This is a genomic window from Caulobacter sp. CCNWLW153 (assembly GCF_036889365.1).
Lineage (GTDB): Bacteria > Pseudomonadota > Alphaproteobacteria > Caulobacterales > Caulobacteraceae > Caulobacter > Caulobacter radicis.
In genome coordinates this window covers 156672-170952 of sequence record NZ_JBAKFV010000005.1, presented here as the reverse complement: position 1 = coordinate 170952, position 14281 = coordinate 156672, and the positions used below count along the sequence as shown (strand labels likewise).

General features: G+C 65.6%; 17 protein-coding genes. All 17 read left to right on the top strand.

Annotation, left to right across the window (positions count from 1 at the left end):
- Positions 1 to 201: 201 nt before the first annotated feature.
- The gene (locus V6S85_RS10130) at positions 202 to 579 is read left to right on the top strand and encodes an NADH-quinone oxidoreductase subunit A (protein ID WP_116489550.1); all 378 of its coding nucleotides are present in this window, start codon (positions 202 to 204) and stop codon (positions 577 to 579) included.
- Positions 549 to 1154, top strand: coding sequence for a NuoB/complex I 20 kDa subunit family protein (locus tag V6S85_RS10125; protein ID WP_101712996.1), 606 nt, complete (start codon positions 549 to 551; stop codon positions 1152 to 1154). Before V6S85_RS10130 ends, V6S85_RS10125 begins: the two co-directional genes overlap by 31 nt.
- Complete coding sequence (locus tag V6S85_RS10120) at positions 1151 to 1753, top strand: NADH-quinone oxidoreductase subunit C (protein WP_334348853.1); 603 nt, start codon at positions 1151 to 1153, stop codon at positions 1751 to 1753. The genes V6S85_RS10125 and V6S85_RS10120 overlap by 4 nt, the downstream gene beginning before the upstream one ends.
- Positions 1754 to 1756: 3 nt before the next feature.
- Positions 1757 to 3007 carry an NADH-quinone oxidoreductase subunit D gene (locus V6S85_RS10115; protein WP_116564676.1) on the top strand — a complete coding sequence of 417 codons (1251 nt, stop codon included), beginning with the start codon at positions 1757 to 1759 and terminating at the stop codon, positions 3005 to 3007.
- Positions 3004 to 3351, top strand: a complete 348-nt coding sequence (locus V6S85_RS10110; protein ID WP_431830619.1) for a nuclear transport factor 2 family protein — start codon at positions 3004 to 3006, stop codon at positions 3349 to 3351. Before V6S85_RS10115 ends, V6S85_RS10110 begins: the two co-directional genes overlap by 4 nt.
- Positions 3348 to 4031, top strand: a complete 684-nt coding sequence (nuoE, locus tag V6S85_RS10105) for an NADH-quinone oxidoreductase subunit NuoE (RefSeq protein ID WP_101712992.1) — start codon at positions 3348 to 3350, stop codon at positions 4029 to 4031. Before V6S85_RS10110 ends, nuoE begins: the two co-directional genes overlap by 4 nt.
- Positions 4031 to 4267 carry a hypothetical protein gene (locus tag V6S85_RS10100; RefSeq protein ID WP_334348852.1) on the top strand — a complete coding sequence of 79 codons (237 nt, stop codon included), beginning with the start codon at positions 4031 to 4033 and terminating at the stop codon, positions 4265 to 4267. Before nuoE ends, V6S85_RS10100 begins: the two co-directional genes overlap by 1 nt.
- The gene (locus V6S85_RS10095; RefSeq protein ID WP_116564672.1) at positions 4264 to 4524 is read left to right on the top strand and encodes a hypothetical protein; all 261 of its coding nucleotides are present in this window, start codon (positions 4264 to 4266) and stop codon (positions 4522 to 4524) included. The genes V6S85_RS10100 and V6S85_RS10095 overlap by 4 nt, the downstream gene beginning before the upstream one ends.
- A 4-nt stretch (positions 4525 to 4528) precedes the next feature.
- Positions 4529 to 5848, top strand: a complete 1320-nt coding sequence (gene nuoF, locus V6S85_RS10090; RefSeq protein ID WP_116564670.1) for an NADH-quinone oxidoreductase subunit NuoF — start codon at positions 4529 to 4531, stop codon at positions 5846 to 5848.
- A gap of 5 nt (positions 5849 to 5853) precedes the next feature.
- Positions 5854 to 7914, top strand: a complete 2061-nt coding sequence (gene nuoG, locus V6S85_RS10085) for an NADH-quinone oxidoreductase subunit NuoG (protein ID WP_334348851.1) — start codon at positions 5854 to 5856, stop codon at positions 7912 to 7914.
- Positions 7915 to 7917: 3 nt separating this feature from the next.
- The gene (gene nuoH / locus V6S85_RS10080) at positions 7918 to 8982 is read left to right on the top strand and encodes an NADH-quinone oxidoreductase subunit NuoH (protein ID WP_116489556.1); all 1065 of its coding nucleotides are present in this window, start codon (positions 7918 to 7920) and stop codon (positions 8980 to 8982) included.
- Positions 8979 to 9221, top strand: a complete 243-nt coding sequence (locus tag V6S85_RS10075; RefSeq protein ID WP_334348850.1) for a hypothetical protein — start codon at positions 8979 to 8981, stop codon at positions 9219 to 9221. The genes nuoH and V6S85_RS10075 overlap by 4 nt, the downstream gene beginning before the upstream one ends.
- Complete coding sequence (gene nuoI / locus V6S85_RS10070) at positions 9218 to 9709, top strand: NADH-quinone oxidoreductase subunit NuoI (protein ID WP_058346359.1); 492 nt, start codon at positions 9218 to 9220, stop codon at positions 9707 to 9709. Before V6S85_RS10075 ends, nuoI begins: the two co-directional genes overlap by 4 nt.
- 82 nt (positions 9710 to 9791) lie before the next feature.
- Complete coding sequence (locus V6S85_RS10065) at positions 9792 to 10409, top strand: NADH-quinone oxidoreductase subunit J (RefSeq protein ID WP_116489558.1); 618 nt, start codon at positions 9792 to 9794, stop codon at positions 10407 to 10409.
- Entirely contained in the window at positions 10406 to 10711 is a 306-nt protein-coding gene (gene nuoK / locus V6S85_RS10060; RefSeq protein WP_101719841.1) for an NADH-quinone oxidoreductase subunit NuoK, read from the top strand. The genes V6S85_RS10065 and nuoK overlap by 4 nt, the downstream gene beginning before the upstream one ends.
- 4 nt (positions 10712 to 10715) lie before the next feature.
- Positions 10716 to 12779 (top strand): NADH-quinone oxidoreductase subunit L, encoded by a 2064-nt coding sequence (nuoL, locus tag V6S85_RS10055; protein ID WP_334348849.1) that lies wholly within the window; start codon positions 10716 to 10718, stop codon positions 12777 to 12779.
- A 10-nt stretch (positions 12780 to 12789) separates the two neighbouring features.
- Positions 12790 to 14274 (top strand): NADH-quinone oxidoreductase subunit M, encoded by a 1485-nt coding sequence (locus V6S85_RS10050; protein ID WP_334348848.1) that lies wholly within the window; start codon positions 12790 to 12792, stop codon positions 14272 to 14274.
- Positions 14275 to 14281: the final 7 nt, after the last annotated feature.

The following is a 14281-nucleotide window of genomic DNA, read 5'->3' as shown; positions in this document are numbered from 1 at the left end:
CATTTGGCTTCCGCCGAAGCGAAAGTGCGACCCGCCGTGCGGCGAGGGGCGTCTGATATGTCGGGCCGAGACTCGTGTCAACGGCCATGTCGCAGAACCTGTGGATGCCTTGTAGTTGCGATCGTTTCTCAATGTGCCCCGGGCGTTTGAAGCGTGGGAAATGCTGGGCTACAACGCGGCCGATTCAAGCCAAGGGCTGTCATGACCGCCTTCCTTCTCCAGTACCTGCCGATCGTGATCTTTATCGGGATCGCGGCCGTTATCGGCATCGTCTTCATGTTGGCCGCCGCCGTGCTCGCGCCCAAGGCGCCGGACCCGGAAAAGCTGTCCGCGTACGAATGCGGCTTCAACGCCTTCGACGATGCGCGCATGAAGTTCGACGTCCGGTTCTACCTGGTCTCGATCCTCTTCATCATCTTCGACCTCGAAGTGGCGTTCCTGTTCCCGTGGGCCGTCACCCTGCTGAAGCTGCCGCCTGACGTGGCTCAATACGCCTTCTGGTCCATGCTGGCCTTCCTGGGCGTTCTTACCGTCGGCTTTATCTACGAATGGAAGAAGGGCGCCCTCGAATGGGAGTGATCGTTCCCGCCAACAGCTCGCCCGTCGTTCCGGCCGGCGCCGCTGGCCGCTCGACCGTGCAGGGCTATGACCCCAAGCTGCATGACGCCTTCTTCGACGGCGTCTCACAGCAGCTGGCGGACAAGGGCTTCATCACGGCCGCCGCCGACGACCTCATCACCTGGGCCCGCACGGGCAGCTTGATGTGGATGACGTTCGGCCTGGCGTGCTGCGCCGTCGAGATGATGCACTCGGCCATGCCGCGCTACGACCTGGAGCGCTACGGCTTCGCCCCGCGCGCCAGCCCGCGTCAGTCGGACGTGATGATCGTCGCCGGCACCCTGACCAACAAGATGGCTCCGGCTCTGCGCAAGGTCTACGACCAGATGCCCGAGCCCCGCTACGTCATCTCGATGGGCAGCTGCGCCAACGGCGGCGGCTACTACTATTACAGCTACAGCGTCGTGCGCGGCTGCGACCGCGTCGTGCCGATCGACATCTACGTGCCGGGCTGCCCGCCCACGGCCGAAGCGCTCGTCTACGGCGTGCTGCAGCTCCAGAAGAAGATCCGTCGCACGGGGACCATCGAGCGATGAGCCAAGACCTCGAAGCCCTCGGCCAGGCGATCGTCGCCAACTCGGCCAGCGCGATCGCCTCGTACAACGTGGCGTTCGGCGAGCTGAACCTGCTGGGTTCGGCCAACCGCGTGGTCGAGCTGCTGACCTACCTGCGCGATCACCCCGACTACCGCTTCCACCAGCTGGTGGACCTGACGGCGGTCGACTACCCCGAGCGCGCCGCGCGCTTCGACGTGGTCTACCACCTGCTGTCGATGGTGAAGAACGTCCGCGTCCGCGTGAAGGTGCAGACCGACGAGGACACCCCGGTGCCGAGCGCCACGCCCGTGTTCCCGGTCGCCGACTGGTTCGAGCGCGAAGTGTTCGACATGTACGGCGTGTTCTTCGAAGGCCACCCGGACCTGCGCCGGATCCTGACGGACTACGGTTTCCACGGCCATCCGCTGCGGAAAGACTTCCCGATGACCGGCTATGTCGAGGTCCGCTACGACGACGAGCTCAAGCGCGTCGTCTACGAACCCGTGAAGATCACCGAGTACCGCGCATTCGACTTCCTCTCTCCGTGGGAGGGCGCCAAGTACGCCCTGCCGGGCGACGAGAAGGCGGAGAAGGCTTAAGTCATGACTGGCACGAACGCTCCCGCCGCGGCGACCGACTTCTTCCGCGACGAACCGACCGTTCCGGCGATCCCGGAAACCCCGGTCCGCAAGTTCAACATCAACTTCGGCCCCCAGCACCCGGCCGCGCACGGCGTGCTGCGTCTGGTGCTGGAGCTCGACGGTGAAATCGTCGAACGCGTCGATCCGCACATCGGCCTGCTGCACCGCGGCACCGAGAAGCTGATGGAAGCGCGCACCTATCTGCAGAACATCCCGTACTTCGACCGCCTCGACTACGTGGCGCCGATGAACCAGGAGCATGCTTTCTGCATGGCGATCGAGAAGCTGCTGGGCGTGGAAGTGCCCAAGCGCGGCCAGATCGTCCGCGTGCTGTTCTGCGAGATCGGCCGCATCCTGAACCACCTGCTGAACGTGACGACCCAGGCCATGGACGTCGGCGCCCTGACGCCGCCGCTCTGGGGCTTCGAGGAGCGCGAGAAGCTGATGGTGTTCTACGAGCGCGCCTGCGGCGCTCGCCTGCACGCCAACTACTTCCGTCCGGGCGGCGTCCACCAGGACCTGACCCCGAGCCTGATCGACGACATCGAGACCTGGGCGAAGGCTTTCCCCAAGATCTGCGACGACATCGAAGGCCTGATCACCGACAACCGCATCTTCAAGCAGCGCAACGTCGACATCGGCGTGGTGACCAAGGAAGACGCCTGGGCCTGGGGCTTCTCGGGCGTGATGGTGCGCGGTTCGGGCATCGCCTGGGACCTGCGCCGCAATCAGCCGTACGAGAACTACAACGAGTTCGAGTTCGACATCCCGCTGGGCAAGAACGGCGACTGCTACGATCGCTATCTCTGCCGCATGCAGGAAATGCGCGAGAGCACCAAGATCATCCTGCAGGCCGTGGCCATGCTGCGCGCCACGCCGGGCCCGGTGCTGACCGAGGACAACAAGGTCAGCCCGCCGCGTCGCGCCGAGATGAAGCGCTCGATGGAAGCCCTGATCCACCACTTCAAGCTCTATACCGAGGGCTTCAAGACGCCGGAAGGCGAGGTCTACGCGGCCGTCGAAGCCCCCAAGGGCGAGTTCGGCGTCTACGTCGTCAGCAACGGCACCAACAAGCCGTACCGCTGCAAGATCAAGGCTCCGGGCTTCTCGCACCTGGCCGCCATGGACTGGATGAACCGCGGCCACCAGCTGGCCGACGTGTCGGCCATCCTGGGCTCGCTCGACATCGTGTTCGGCGAGGTCGACCGATGAGCCTGGAATCCATCGCCCTCGAAACCGTCGCTCAGGCCCAGCTCGACGCCTACAACGCCCAGGACCTGGACGCCCACTGCGCCCACTTCTCGGACGACGTGGTCGTGGCCGGCCTGAACGGCGAGGTGGCGCGCACGGGCATCGAGGCCTACCGCGCCTTCTACGCCAAGACCTTCGCGGAGTTTCCCAAGAACAACGCGAAGCTGCTGAACCGCATCGTGGTCGGCTCGAACGTGATCGATCACGAGCACGTCGACCGCGGCAACGGCGACGCGCCTTTCCAGGTCGCCGCCATCTACACCTTCAAGGGCGACAAGATCGTCCGCGTGGATTTCGCACGATGAGCGTCCGTCGTCTCGCCAAGGAACAGCCCGCCAGCTTCGCCTTCTCGGCCGAAAGCCAGGCCAAGGCCGACTGGTGGAAAGCCAAGTACCCCGCCGCCCGCAAGCAGTCGGCGGTGATCCCGATGCTGTGGCTGGCCCAGAAGCAAGAGGGCTGGGTGCAGGAGCCCGCGATCCAGGAGATCGCCCGCCAGCTCGAGATGCCGGTCATCCGCGTGCTGGAAGTGGCCACCTTCTACGTGATGTTCCAGCTGGCCCCGGTGGGTAAGACCGCCTTCGTCCAGCTGTGCGGCACCACGCCGTGCCAGCTGCGCGGCGCGCTCGACCTGCGCTCGGTGCTGGAAAAGAAGATCGGCCCGGCCCACTCGGTCTCGGCCGACGGCAAGTTCAGCTGGGAAGAGGTCGAGTGCCTCGGCGCCTGCTGCAACGCCCCGATGGCCGCCATCAACGACTACTACTACGAAGACCTGACGCCGGAGAGCCTGGCCCAGATCCTCGACGACTTCGCCGCGGGCAAGGCGCCGCAGCCGGGCAGCTACGAAGGCCGCAAGTCCTCGGAGCCGAAGGACAAGATCCAGACCCTGACCGATCCGAAGCTGTACGACGGCTCGGCGGCCAAGAAGATCAAGATCCCGAACCTGCCCGAGGCGCCCAAGAAGACCAAGGCGGAGCCCGCCGCCTGATGACCGACGTGGCCGTCCAACAGAAGAAGCGCTTCACGACGATGATCGCCATCGACGTCGTGTGCTTCCTGCTGGCCGGCGCGGCGATCGTCGGCCACGTGGCCTTCGGCGTGGGCTGGCTGCTGCCGGTCTTCGTCCTGGCCATCGTGGCGGGCTTAAGCGCCCAGATCTGGTTCGTGGTCGGGTGGCTGAAGGCCACCAGGCCGCAGGACCCGCAAGGGGGGAGGGCGCCATGAGCGACGACCTCGCCGGCAAGCGGCGGGCCTACATGGCCACGATCCGGAGCCTGTACCGCAAGGAACGGGCCCTGGGCTTCCTGGCCAGCCTGGCCGGGGTGCTGCTGCTGATCTGGGGCCGGGAGGTCCCCGGCGCGCCAGCCTGGGCTACGCCCACAGGTCTTTTGGTGATCGGCGCCGGTTGGCTGCTTTTCGCCTATGTCATCGTCCGGCGGACGCGCTATGTCCGCACCCATCCATTCGATCCGCAAAGCTAGAGTCATGGTCGGTATCCTCGAAGACAAGGATCGCATCTTCACCAACCTTTACGGGCTCCAGGACTGGGGTCTGGAAGGTGCGAAGGCGCGCGGTTGCTGGAACGGCACCAAGGATATTCTGGACGCCGGGCGCGACTGGATCATCGAGAACATGAAGAACTCCGGTCTGCGAGGCCGCGGGGGCGCTGGTTTCTCGACCGGTCTGAAGTGGTCCTTCATGCCCAAGGAAGTGAAGGAAGGCCGTCCGCACTATCTCGTCGTCAACGCCGACGAGTCCGAGCCGGGCACCTGCAAGGACCGGGAGATCATGCGGCATGACCCGCACCTCCTGATCGAGGGCTGCCTGATCGCCTCGCGCGCGATGCTGGCCCACGCCTGCTACATCTACATCCGCGGCGAGTACGTCTTCGAGCGCGAGCGCCTGGAAGCGGCGATCAAGCAGGCCTACGAGGCCAAGCTGGTCGGCAAGAACAACGTCCACGGCTGGGACTTCGACATCTACGTCCACCACGGCGCCGGCGCCTATATCTGCGGCGAAGAGACGGCCCTGCTGGAAAGCCTGGAAGGCAAGAAGGGCCAGCCGCGCCTGAAGCCGCCGTTCCCGGCCGGCGCTGGCCTCTACGGCATGCCGACCACGGTCAACAACGTCGAGAGCATCGCCGTCGCCGGCACCATCCTGCGCCGCGGCGCCTCGTGGTTCGCCGGTTTCGGCCGCCAGAACAACGCCGGCACCAAGCTGTTCTGCGTCTCGGGCCACGTGAACCTGCCCTGCAACGTCGAAGAAGCCATGAGCATCCCCTTCCGTCAGCTGATGGAAGACCACTGCGGCGGCATCCGCGGCGGCTGGGGCAACCTCAAGGCCGTCATCCCGGGCGGTTCGTCGGTTCCGATGATCCCGGCCGAGCAGTGCGAAGACCTGCCGATGGACTTCGACGCCCTGCGTAACCTGAAGTCGGGCCTGGGCACCGCCGCCGTCATCGTCATGGACAAGTCCACCGACCTGGTCCGCGCCATCGCCCGCCTGTCGTACTTCTACAAGCACGAGAGCTGCGGCCAGTGCACGCCGTGCCGCGAAGGCACCGGCTGGATGTGGCGGGTCATGGAGCGCATGGCCAGCGGCGAAGCCGATCCGAAGGAGATCGACACCCTTCTGGACGTCACGACCCAGGTCGAGGGTCACACCATCTGCGCCCTGGGCGACGCGGCCGCCTGGCCGATCCAGGGTCTGTTCCGCCACTTCCGCCACGAGGTTGAAGAGCGGATCGCTTCCTATCGTAGCGGTCGCCTGCACGTGCAGGGCGCCAAGCTGATCGCGGCGGAGTAACGAGAATGGCAATCGCCAAGGTCAACGGCGTCGAGGTCGAGTTCGAACCCGGCATGACGGTTCTGCAGGTCGCGGAACTGGCTGGGGAAGAGATCCCGCGCTTCTGCTATCACGAGCGTCTGAGCATCGCCGGCAACTGCCGCATGTGCCTGGTCGAGGTTAAGCCCGGTCCGCCGAAGCCCCAGGCTTCGTGCGCCCTGCCGGCCGCCGAGGGCCAGGAGATCTTCACCAACACCCCGATGGTCAAGAAGGCCCGCGAAGGTGTGATGGAGTTCCTGCTCATCAACCACCCGCTGGACTGCCCGATCTGCGACCAGGGCGGCGAGTGCGACCTGCAGGACCAGGCCGTCGGCTACGGCCGCGACGACAGCCGCTACGACGAGAACAAGCGCGCGGTCGAAGAGAAGGCCATGGGCCCGCTCATCAAGACCGTGATGACGCGCTGCATCCAGTGCACCCGCTGCGTGCGCTTCATCACCGAAGTCGCCGGCTCGCCGGAGATCGGCCTGATCTCGCGCGGCGAAGACGTTGAAATCACGACCTACCTGGGCGCCGCGGTGACCTCGGAACTGTCGGCCAACGTCATCGACCTGTGCCCGGTCGGCGCCCTGACCTCCAAGCCTTACGCCTTCGAAGCCCGTCCGTGGGAACTGAAGAAGACCGAAAGCATCGACGTGATGGACGCGCTCGGCTCGTCGATCCGCGTCGACGGTCGCGCCAACGCCGTGCTGCGCGTGCTGCCGCGCATCAACGAGGAGGTCAACGAAGAGTGGATCTCCGACAAGACCCGCTACGCCGTCGACGGCCTGCAGCGCCAGCGCCTCGACCGTCCGTACGTCCGCGTCGACGGCAAGCTGAAGCCGGCCACGTGGTCTGAGGCTTTCGCCGCCGTCTCGGCCAAGATCAAGGCGACCGCTCCTGAGCGCATCGGCGTCATCGCCGGCGACCTGCAGGACGCCGAAAGCCTGAAGGCGACCAAGGACCTCTTCACCGCCCTGGGCGTGAAGAACCTCGACGCCCGCCAGGACGGCGCGGCCCTGGGCGCCGGCCCGCGCGAGAGCTGGCTGTTCAACTCGACGATCGCCGGCATCGAAGACGCCGACGTCGTCCTGTTCGTCGGCAGCAACCCGCGCCTCGAGGCCCCGGTCCTCAACGCCCGCTTCCGCAAGCAGTGGCTGGCCGGCAAGACCCGCTTCGGCGTCATCGGCGAGCAGGTCGACCTGACCTTCGGCTACGACTATCTCGGCGCCGGCGCCAAGACCCTGTCGGGCCTGGCCAAGGCCAAGAACGACTTCGTCGCCGCCCTGAAGGCCGCTGAGCGTCCCGCGATCATCATCGGCCAGGGCGCTCTGGCCCGCGCCGACGGTGCTGCGATCCTCAAGGCCGCCGCCGGCCTCGCCAAGACCTTCAAGGTCGTCCGCGAAGGCTGGAACGGCTGGAATGTGCTGCACACCGCCGCCGCCCGCGTGGCCGGCCTCGACCTGGGCTTCGTCCCGGCCGAAGGCGGTCTGTCGGCGAGCGACATGCTGAAGCCGGGCGCGGTCGACGTGCTGTTCCTGCTGGGCGCCGACGAGTGCGAAAGCGCCGCCAGCGACGCCTTCAAGATCTATCTCGGCACTCACGGCGACGCCGGCGCCCACAAGGCCGACGTCATCCTGCCGGGCGCCGCCTACACCGAAAAGAACGGCCTGTACGTCAATACCGAGGGCCGGGTGCAGATGGGCAAGCGCGCCGTGTTCCCGAAGGGCGAGGCCAAGGAAGACTGGTCGATCCTGCGGGCGCTGTCGGAAACGCTGGGCCACAAGCTGCCGTACGACAGCCTGGACCAACTGCGCGCCAAGCTGTTCGTCGATCACCCGACCTTCGGCCAGATCGACTTCGCCCCGGGCTCGGTCGCCACCGTGTTCGACCTCGCCGCTGTCGGCGGGGAAGGGGAGGTCTCCGACGCTCCGTTCGAGAGCCCGGTGAAGGCCTTCCACCTGACCAATCCCATCGCGCGCGCCAGCGTGACCATGGCCGAGTGCGCGGCCAACGTCTCGGCCGCCTCCAAGATCGCCGCGGAGTAAGCCGTGAACGAGATCAATCCGCTTCTCTGGTTCGGCCTCACGCTCGGCGGCATTCTGCTGGTCGTGATCTGGGTCCTGCTGAGCCTGGCCTTCCTGCTGCTGGCCGACCGCAAGATCTGGGCCGGCGTCCAGATGCGCAAGGGCCCCAACGTCGTCGGTCCCTTCGGCCTGCTTCAGTCGTTCGCCGACTTCGGCAAGTTCGTGCTGAAGGAAATCGTCATCCCGGCCGGGGCCGACAAGGCCATCTTCCTGCTGGCCCCGCTGATCAGCCTGATCCTGGGCTTCGTCGGCTGGGCCGTGGTGCCGTTCGCGCCGGGCTGGGTCGTCTCCAACCTGAACGTCGGCATTCTCTACCTGCTCGCGATGAGCTCGCTGGGCGTCTACGGCATCATCATGGGCGGCTGGGCTTCGAACTCGAAGTACCCGTTCCTGGGCGCGCTGCGTTCGGCGGCGCAGATGGTGTCGTACGAAGTGTCGATCGGCCTGATCATCATCACGGTGATCCTGCTGGCCGGCTCGATGAACCTGTCGACGATCGTCGAGGCCCAGTCGGGCTGGATCTGGAACTGGAACGTCTTCGGCGGCGGCCTCAAGAACATCGTCCTGCTGCCGGTCATGGTGATCGCCATGGGCATGTTCTACATCTCGGCCCTGGCCGAGACGAACCGCCCGCCGTTCGACCTGCCGGAAGCTGAATCCGAACTCGTGGCCGGCTACCAGGTCGAGTATTCCTCGACCCCGTACCTGCTGTTCATGGTCGCCGAATATTCGAACATCGTTCTGATGTGCGCCATGATCAACGTGCTGTTCTTCGGCGGCTGGAACCCCGGCTTCCCGACGGACTTCATGGCGACCTGGCCGACGTTCGCGGCCAACCTGCTGCTGGCCTTGGTGTTCTACGCCAAGATCTGCTTCTGGTTCTTCATGTTCGCCATGGCCAAGGCCATCGTGCCCCGCTACCGCTACGACCAACTGATGCGCCTGGGCTGGAAGGTGTTCCTGCCGATGTCGCTGGTGCTGGTCGTCCTGGTCGCGGCCTGGCGCGTCTTCTCGCCGGTGGCGGGATGAGGCGTCCGCTCGCCCTGGCCCTGACGGGGCTGGTCCTGATGACGACGGGCGCCTGCGCGTCCGTCGCCGAGGACCGCTCCTATTCGCTGGGGCGAGGGATCGTGAACTACGACGAGCTGCGTCGGGCCGGCGACAAGTGCCAGGCCGAAGGCGGATCGTTGCAAGCCAAGATGGACGGGGGAGATCCCGCCCAGCTTTCGAACTACACCTGCGTCATTCCGAAGGTTAAGCGGCCATGATGAGTCGTATCACCCAAGCCGTCAAAGGCGTCGCCCTGCTGGACTTCGCGGGCGCCTTCGGCCTGGCCATGAAGTATCTGGTCGCGCCGAAGAAGACCGTGATCTACCCGAACGAGCGCGGCCCGCAGTCGCCGCGCTTCCGGGGCGAGCACGCCCTGCGCCGCTATCCCAATGGGGAAGAGCGCTGCATCGCGTGCAAGCTGTGCGAGGCCATCTGCCCGGCCCAGGCCATCACCATCGAGGCCGAACCGCGCGAGGACGGCAGCCGCCGCACGACCCGGTACGACATCGACATGGTCAAGTGCATCTACTGCGGCCTGTGCCAGGAGGCCTGCCCGGTGGACGCCATCGTCGAAGGCCCGAACATCGAGTTCGCGGTCGAGACGCGTGAAGAGCTCTACTACGACAAGGAAAAGCTGCTCGACAACGGTGACCGTTGGGAACGGCTGATCGCGAAGAATCTGGAGTTGGACGCTCCGTACCGCTAAACGGTCGGCGCGAATCCGAAGTTGGCGGCGTGTGCTTCGCACGCCGCTGTTATTTGAACTTATCAGGGGAGCACCTGGGCCAATGGCCTTGCAGGCGATAGCTTTCTACTTGCTGGCGTTCGTGACCATTGCGGCGGGTCTTCTCGTCGTCTCGGCCAAGAACCCCGTGCACTCGGTGCTCTTCCTGATCACCGCCTTCTTCTCGGCCGCTGGCCTCTTCGTCCTCCTGGGCGCGGAGTTCCTCGCGATGCTGCTGATCGTCGTCTATGTGGGCGCGGTCGCGGTGCTGTTCCTCTTCGTCGTCATGATGCTCGACATCGACTTCGAAGCGCTTCGGGACGGCTTCGCCCAGTACCTGCCCATCGGCGGTCTGGTCGGCGGCGTCCTGACGATCGAGATGATCATGGTCGCCGTCAGCGTGGCCACCAACGGCGCCGCGTCCAAGAACGCGACCCCGCTGGCTTCGCCGGGCGGTGTCAGCAACACCGAGGCCATCGGCCGGGTGCTCTACACCGACTACATCTTCTTCTTCCAGGCAGCGGGCCTGGTGCTGCTGGTCGCCATGATCGGCGCCATCGTCCTGACCCTGCGTCACAAGCCGGGCGTCAAGCGCCAGGACATCGGCAAGCAGGTCGCCCGCACGCCCAAGACCGGAATGGAACTCGTGCAGATCAAGCCGGGCGAGGGGATCAGCGAATGATCGGCCTTCCGCATTACCTCATCGTCGCCGCCATCCTTCTTACGATCGGCGTCTTCGGGATCTTCGTGAACCGCAAGAACATCATCGTCATCCTGATGTCGATCGAGCTGATCCTGCTGGCGGTGAACATCAACCTGGTCGCCTTCTCGGCCTACCTGCACAACGTGGTGGGCCAGATCTTCGCGATGTTCGTGCTGACCGTGGCGGCCGCCGAGGCCGCCGTGGGCCTCGCCATCCTGGTGACCTTCTTCCGGAACCGCGGCGACATCGCGGTCGACGACGCCAGCATGATGAAGGGCTGACCCAGTGCAATCGCTCGTCACCATTCTCGTCTTCGCCCCGCTGGTGGGCGCGATCATCGCTGGCCTGTTCGGCCGACGGATCGGCAACGTCGCTTCGCAATCCGTGACCACCGGCCTGCTGCTGCTGGCATGCGCGCTGTCGTGGGTCACCTTCAGCCAGTGGACCTGGGGTCACATGGAGGCCTTCACGGTCTCGCTGCTGCCCTTCATCCACGTGGGCGACTTCATCGCCAACTGGTCGATCCGCATCGACGCCCTGTCGGCGACCATGCTGATCGTGGTCACGACCGTCTCGGCGCTCGTGCACATCTACTCCTGGGGCTACATGGCCGAGGACGACAGCAAGCCGCGCTTCTTCGCGTACCTGTCGCTCTTCACCTTCGCCATGCTGTCGCTGGTCACCGCCGCCGACTTCATGCAGCTGTTCTTCGGCTGGGAAGGCGTGGGCCTGGCCTCGTACCTGCTGATCGGCTTCTGGTTCAAGAAGCCGTCGGCCAGCGCGGCCGCCATCAAGGCCTTCGTCGTCAACCGCGTCGGCGACTTCGGCTTCGCGCTCGGCATCATGACCGTCTACTGGGCGTTCGGCACGATCAACTTCGCCGAGCTGTTCCCGATGATCCAGTCGGGCGCCGCGCGCAGCTGGGAGTTCGCGGGCCACCAGTGGCCGCTGGTCGACATCGCCTGCTTCCTGCTGTTCATCGGCGCGATGGGCAAGTCGGCCCAGTTCTTCCTGCACACCTGGCTTCCGGACGCCATGGAAGGCCCGACCCCGGTGTCGGCGCTGATCCACGCGGCCACCATGGTGACCGCCGGCGTCTACATGCTGTGCCTGCTGTCGCCGATGTTCGAGTACGCCCCGGTGGCCAAGAACATCGTCACGGTCATCGGCGCGGTGACGGCCCTGTTCGCCGCCACGGTCGGCCTGACCCAGAACGACATCAAGCGCGTGATCGCCTACTCGACCTGTTCGCAGCTGGGCTACATGTTCTTCGCGGCCGGCGTCGGCGCCTACCAGGCGGCCATGTTCCACCTGTTCACGCACGCCTTCTTCAAGGCCCTGCTGTTCCTGGGCGCCGGTTCGGTGATCCACGGCATGCACCACGAGCAGGACATGCGTCGCTACGGCGCCCTGGCCAAGATGCTGCCGGTGACCTTCATCGCCATGACGATCGGCACGATCGCCATCACGGGCCTCGGCTTCCCGCCGCTGCACCTGGGCTTCGCCGGCTTCTACTCGAAGGACACCATCATCGAAGCTGCGTTCGCCGCGGGCGGCCACAACCAGATCGCCATGTTCGCGTGGGTGATCGGCGTCCTCGTCGCGGGCCTGACCTCGTTCTACTCGTGGCGCCTGGCGTTTTTCACCTTCAACGGCAAGGCCCGCTGGGGTCATGACGACCACGGCCATGACGCGCACGCCGCTCACGGCCATGACGACCACGCCCACGGCGCGCACGACGATCACGGTCATGACGACCATGGCCATGGCCACGATCACAAGCCGCACGAGAGCCCGTGGGTGATGCTGCTGCCGCTGGTCGTGCTGTCGATCGGCGCGGTCGCCGCCGGCTTCGTCTTCACCGGCTACTTCGTGGGTCACCACGAGGCCGAGTTCTGGCGCGGCGCGATCTACAACGCCCCGACCAACCACGTGCTGCACGACGCGCACAACGTGGCCGACTGGGTGAAGTGGAGCCCGCTGGTCGCCTCGCTGCTCGGCCTGGCCATCGCCGTCTACGTCTACCTGATCAAGGGCAACGAGCGGCTGGGCCTCAAGCTCGCCGAGCGCAAGGGTCCGCTGTACGTGTTCTTCTACAACAAGTGGTTCTTCGACGAGCTGTACGACGCCACCTTCGTGCGCGCCGCCAAGTTCCTCGGCGACCTGTTCTGGAAGGGCGGGGACCAGAAGATCATCGATCGCCTGGGTCCCGACGGCGTCAGCGCCGTCTCCTACGCCGTCGGCCGCAAGACGGGCAAAGCCCAGACCGGCTACGTCTACCACTACGCTTTCGTCATGCTGCTCGGCGTCGCCGGCCTGCTGACGTTCGCCCTTTACGCATTCCGTTGAGGACGGATCGATGACCGGCCTGCTCAGCCTTACGACCTTCGCTCCGCTCGTCGGCGTGGCCCTGATCCTGGCGGCTCGCGCCGCCAAGGGCGCGGGCGCCGCCACCGACACCCTGGCCAAGTGGATCGCGCTCGCGACCACGCTGGTGACCTTCGCCCTGGCGCTGGTGCTGACGCTCCAGTTCGACTCGAAGAACCCGGGCTTCCAGTTCGTGGAAGACTTCGCCTGGTTCGCCGGCCTGCACTACCGCATGGGCATTGACGGCATTTCGGTGCTGCTGGTCCTGCTCACCGCCTTCCTGCTGCCGATCTGTATCGTGGCCAGCTGGAAGTCGGTCGAGAAGCGCGTCGTCGAGTACCTGATCGCCTTCCTGGTCCTCGAGACCCTGGTGATCGGCGTGTTCTGCGCGCTGGACCTGGTGCTGTTCTACCTCTTCTTCGAAGGGGGCCTGGTGCCGATGTTCCTGATCATCGGCATCTGGGGCGGCAAGCGCCGGATCTACGCGGCCTACAAGTTCTTTCTCTACACGCTGCTCGGCTCGGTGCTGATGCTGGCGGCCATCCTGGCCATGATCTCGATCGCCGGCACCTCGTCGATCCCCGAGCTCATGACCTACAAGTTCGCGCCGTGGCTCCAGACCTGGCTGTGGCTGGCCTTCTTCGCCTCGTTCGCGGTGAAGATGCCGATGTGGCCCGTCCACACCTGGCTGCCCGACGCCCACGTGGAAGCCCCGACGGCGGGTTCGGTCATCCTGGCCGGCATCCTGCTGAAGATGGGCGGCTACGGCTTCATGCGCTTCAGCATCCCGATGTTCCCGAACGCCTCGGAGATGTTCCAGCCGCTGGTGTTCGCGATGTCGGGCATCGCCATCGTCTACACCTCGCTGGTCGCCTTCCGTCAGACCGACATCAAGAAGTTGATCGCCTATTCGTCGGTCGCCCACATGGGCTTCGTGACCATGGGCATCTTCTCGGGCAACGCGGCCGGCGAGCAGGGCGCCCTGTTCCAGATGATCAGCCACGGTGTGATCTCCGGCGCGCTCTTCCTCTGCGTCGGCGTCGTCTACGACCGCATGCACACCCGCGAGATCGCCTTCTACGGCGGCCTGACCAACCGCATGCCGCACTACGCCTTCGTGTTCCTGCTGTTCACGATGGGCAATGTCGGCCTGCCGGGCACCTCGGGCTTCGTCGGTGAAATCCTGACGATGACCGGCGTCTACCAGGCCTCGACCTGGACGGCGATCGTGTCTGCCACCGGCGTGATCCTGTCGGCGATGTACGCCCTGACGCTGTACCGCCGCGTCATGTACGGCGAGATCGTCAACCCGGAATTGAAGACGATCACCGACCTCGATGCGCGCGAGATCCTGCTCTTCGTGCCGCTGATCATCATGACCCTGGTGCTCGGCATCTATCCTAATCTTGTGTTCAACCTGACCGCGTCGTCCGTCGACGGGCTCGTCGGCGCCTGGCGCGCCGCCGTGGGCGGGTGAGGGATCC

Coding starts and splice junctions, on each gene's coding strand:
- V6S85_RS10130 (WP_116489550.1), top strand. CDS start 202: ATGACCGCCTTCCTTCTCCAGTACCTGCCGATCGTGATCTTTATCGGG.
- V6S85_RS10125 (WP_101712996.1), top strand. CDS start 549: ATGGAAGAAGGGCGCCCTCGAATGGGAGTGATCGTTCCCGCCAACAGC.
- V6S85_RS10120 (WP_334348853.1), top strand. CDS start 1,151: ATGAGCCAAGACCTCGAAGCCCTCGGCCAGGCGATCGTCGCCAACTCG.
- V6S85_RS10115 (WP_116564676.1), top strand. CDS start 1,757: ATGACTGGCACGAACGCTCCCGCCGCGGCGACCGACTTCTTCCGCGAC.
- V6S85_RS10110 (WP_431830619.1), top strand. CDS start 3,004: ATGAGCCTGGAATCCATCGCCCTCGAAACCGTCGCTCAGGCCCAGCTC.
- nuoE (WP_101712992.1), top strand. CDS start 3,348: ATGAGCGTCCGTCGTCTCGCCAAGGAACAGCCCGCCAGCTTCGCCTTC.
- V6S85_RS10100 (WP_334348852.1), top strand. CDS start 4,031: ATGACCGACGTGGCCGTCCAACAGAAGAAGCGCTTCACGACGATGATC.
- V6S85_RS10095 (WP_116564672.1), top strand. CDS start 4,264: ATGAGCGACGACCTCGCCGGCAAGCGGCGGGCCTACATGGCCACGATC.
- nuoF (WP_116564670.1), top strand. CDS start 4,529: ATGGTCGGTATCCTCGAAGACAAGGATCGCATCTTCACCAACCTTTAC.
- nuoG (WP_334348851.1), top strand. CDS start 5,854: ATGGCAATCGCCAAGGTCAACGGCGTCGAGGTCGAGTTCGAACCCGGC.
- V6S85_RS10075 (WP_334348850.1), top strand. CDS start 8,979: ATGAGGCGTCCGCTCGCCCTGGCCCTGACGGGGCTGGTCCTGATGACG.
- nuoI (WP_058346359.1), top strand. CDS start 9,218: ATGATGAGTCGTATCACCCAAGCCGTCAAAGGCGTCGCCCTGCTGGAC.
- V6S85_RS10065 (WP_116489558.1), top strand. CDS start 9,792: ATGGCCTTGCAGGCGATAGCTTTCTACTTGCTGGCGTTCGTGACCATT.
- nuoK (WP_101719841.1), top strand. CDS start 10,406: ATGATCGGCCTTCCGCATTACCTCATCGTCGCCGCCATCCTTCTTACG.
- V6S85_RS10050 (WP_334348848.1), top strand. CDS start 12,790: ATGACCGGCCTGCTCAGCCTTACGACCTTCGCTCCGCTCGTCGGCGTG.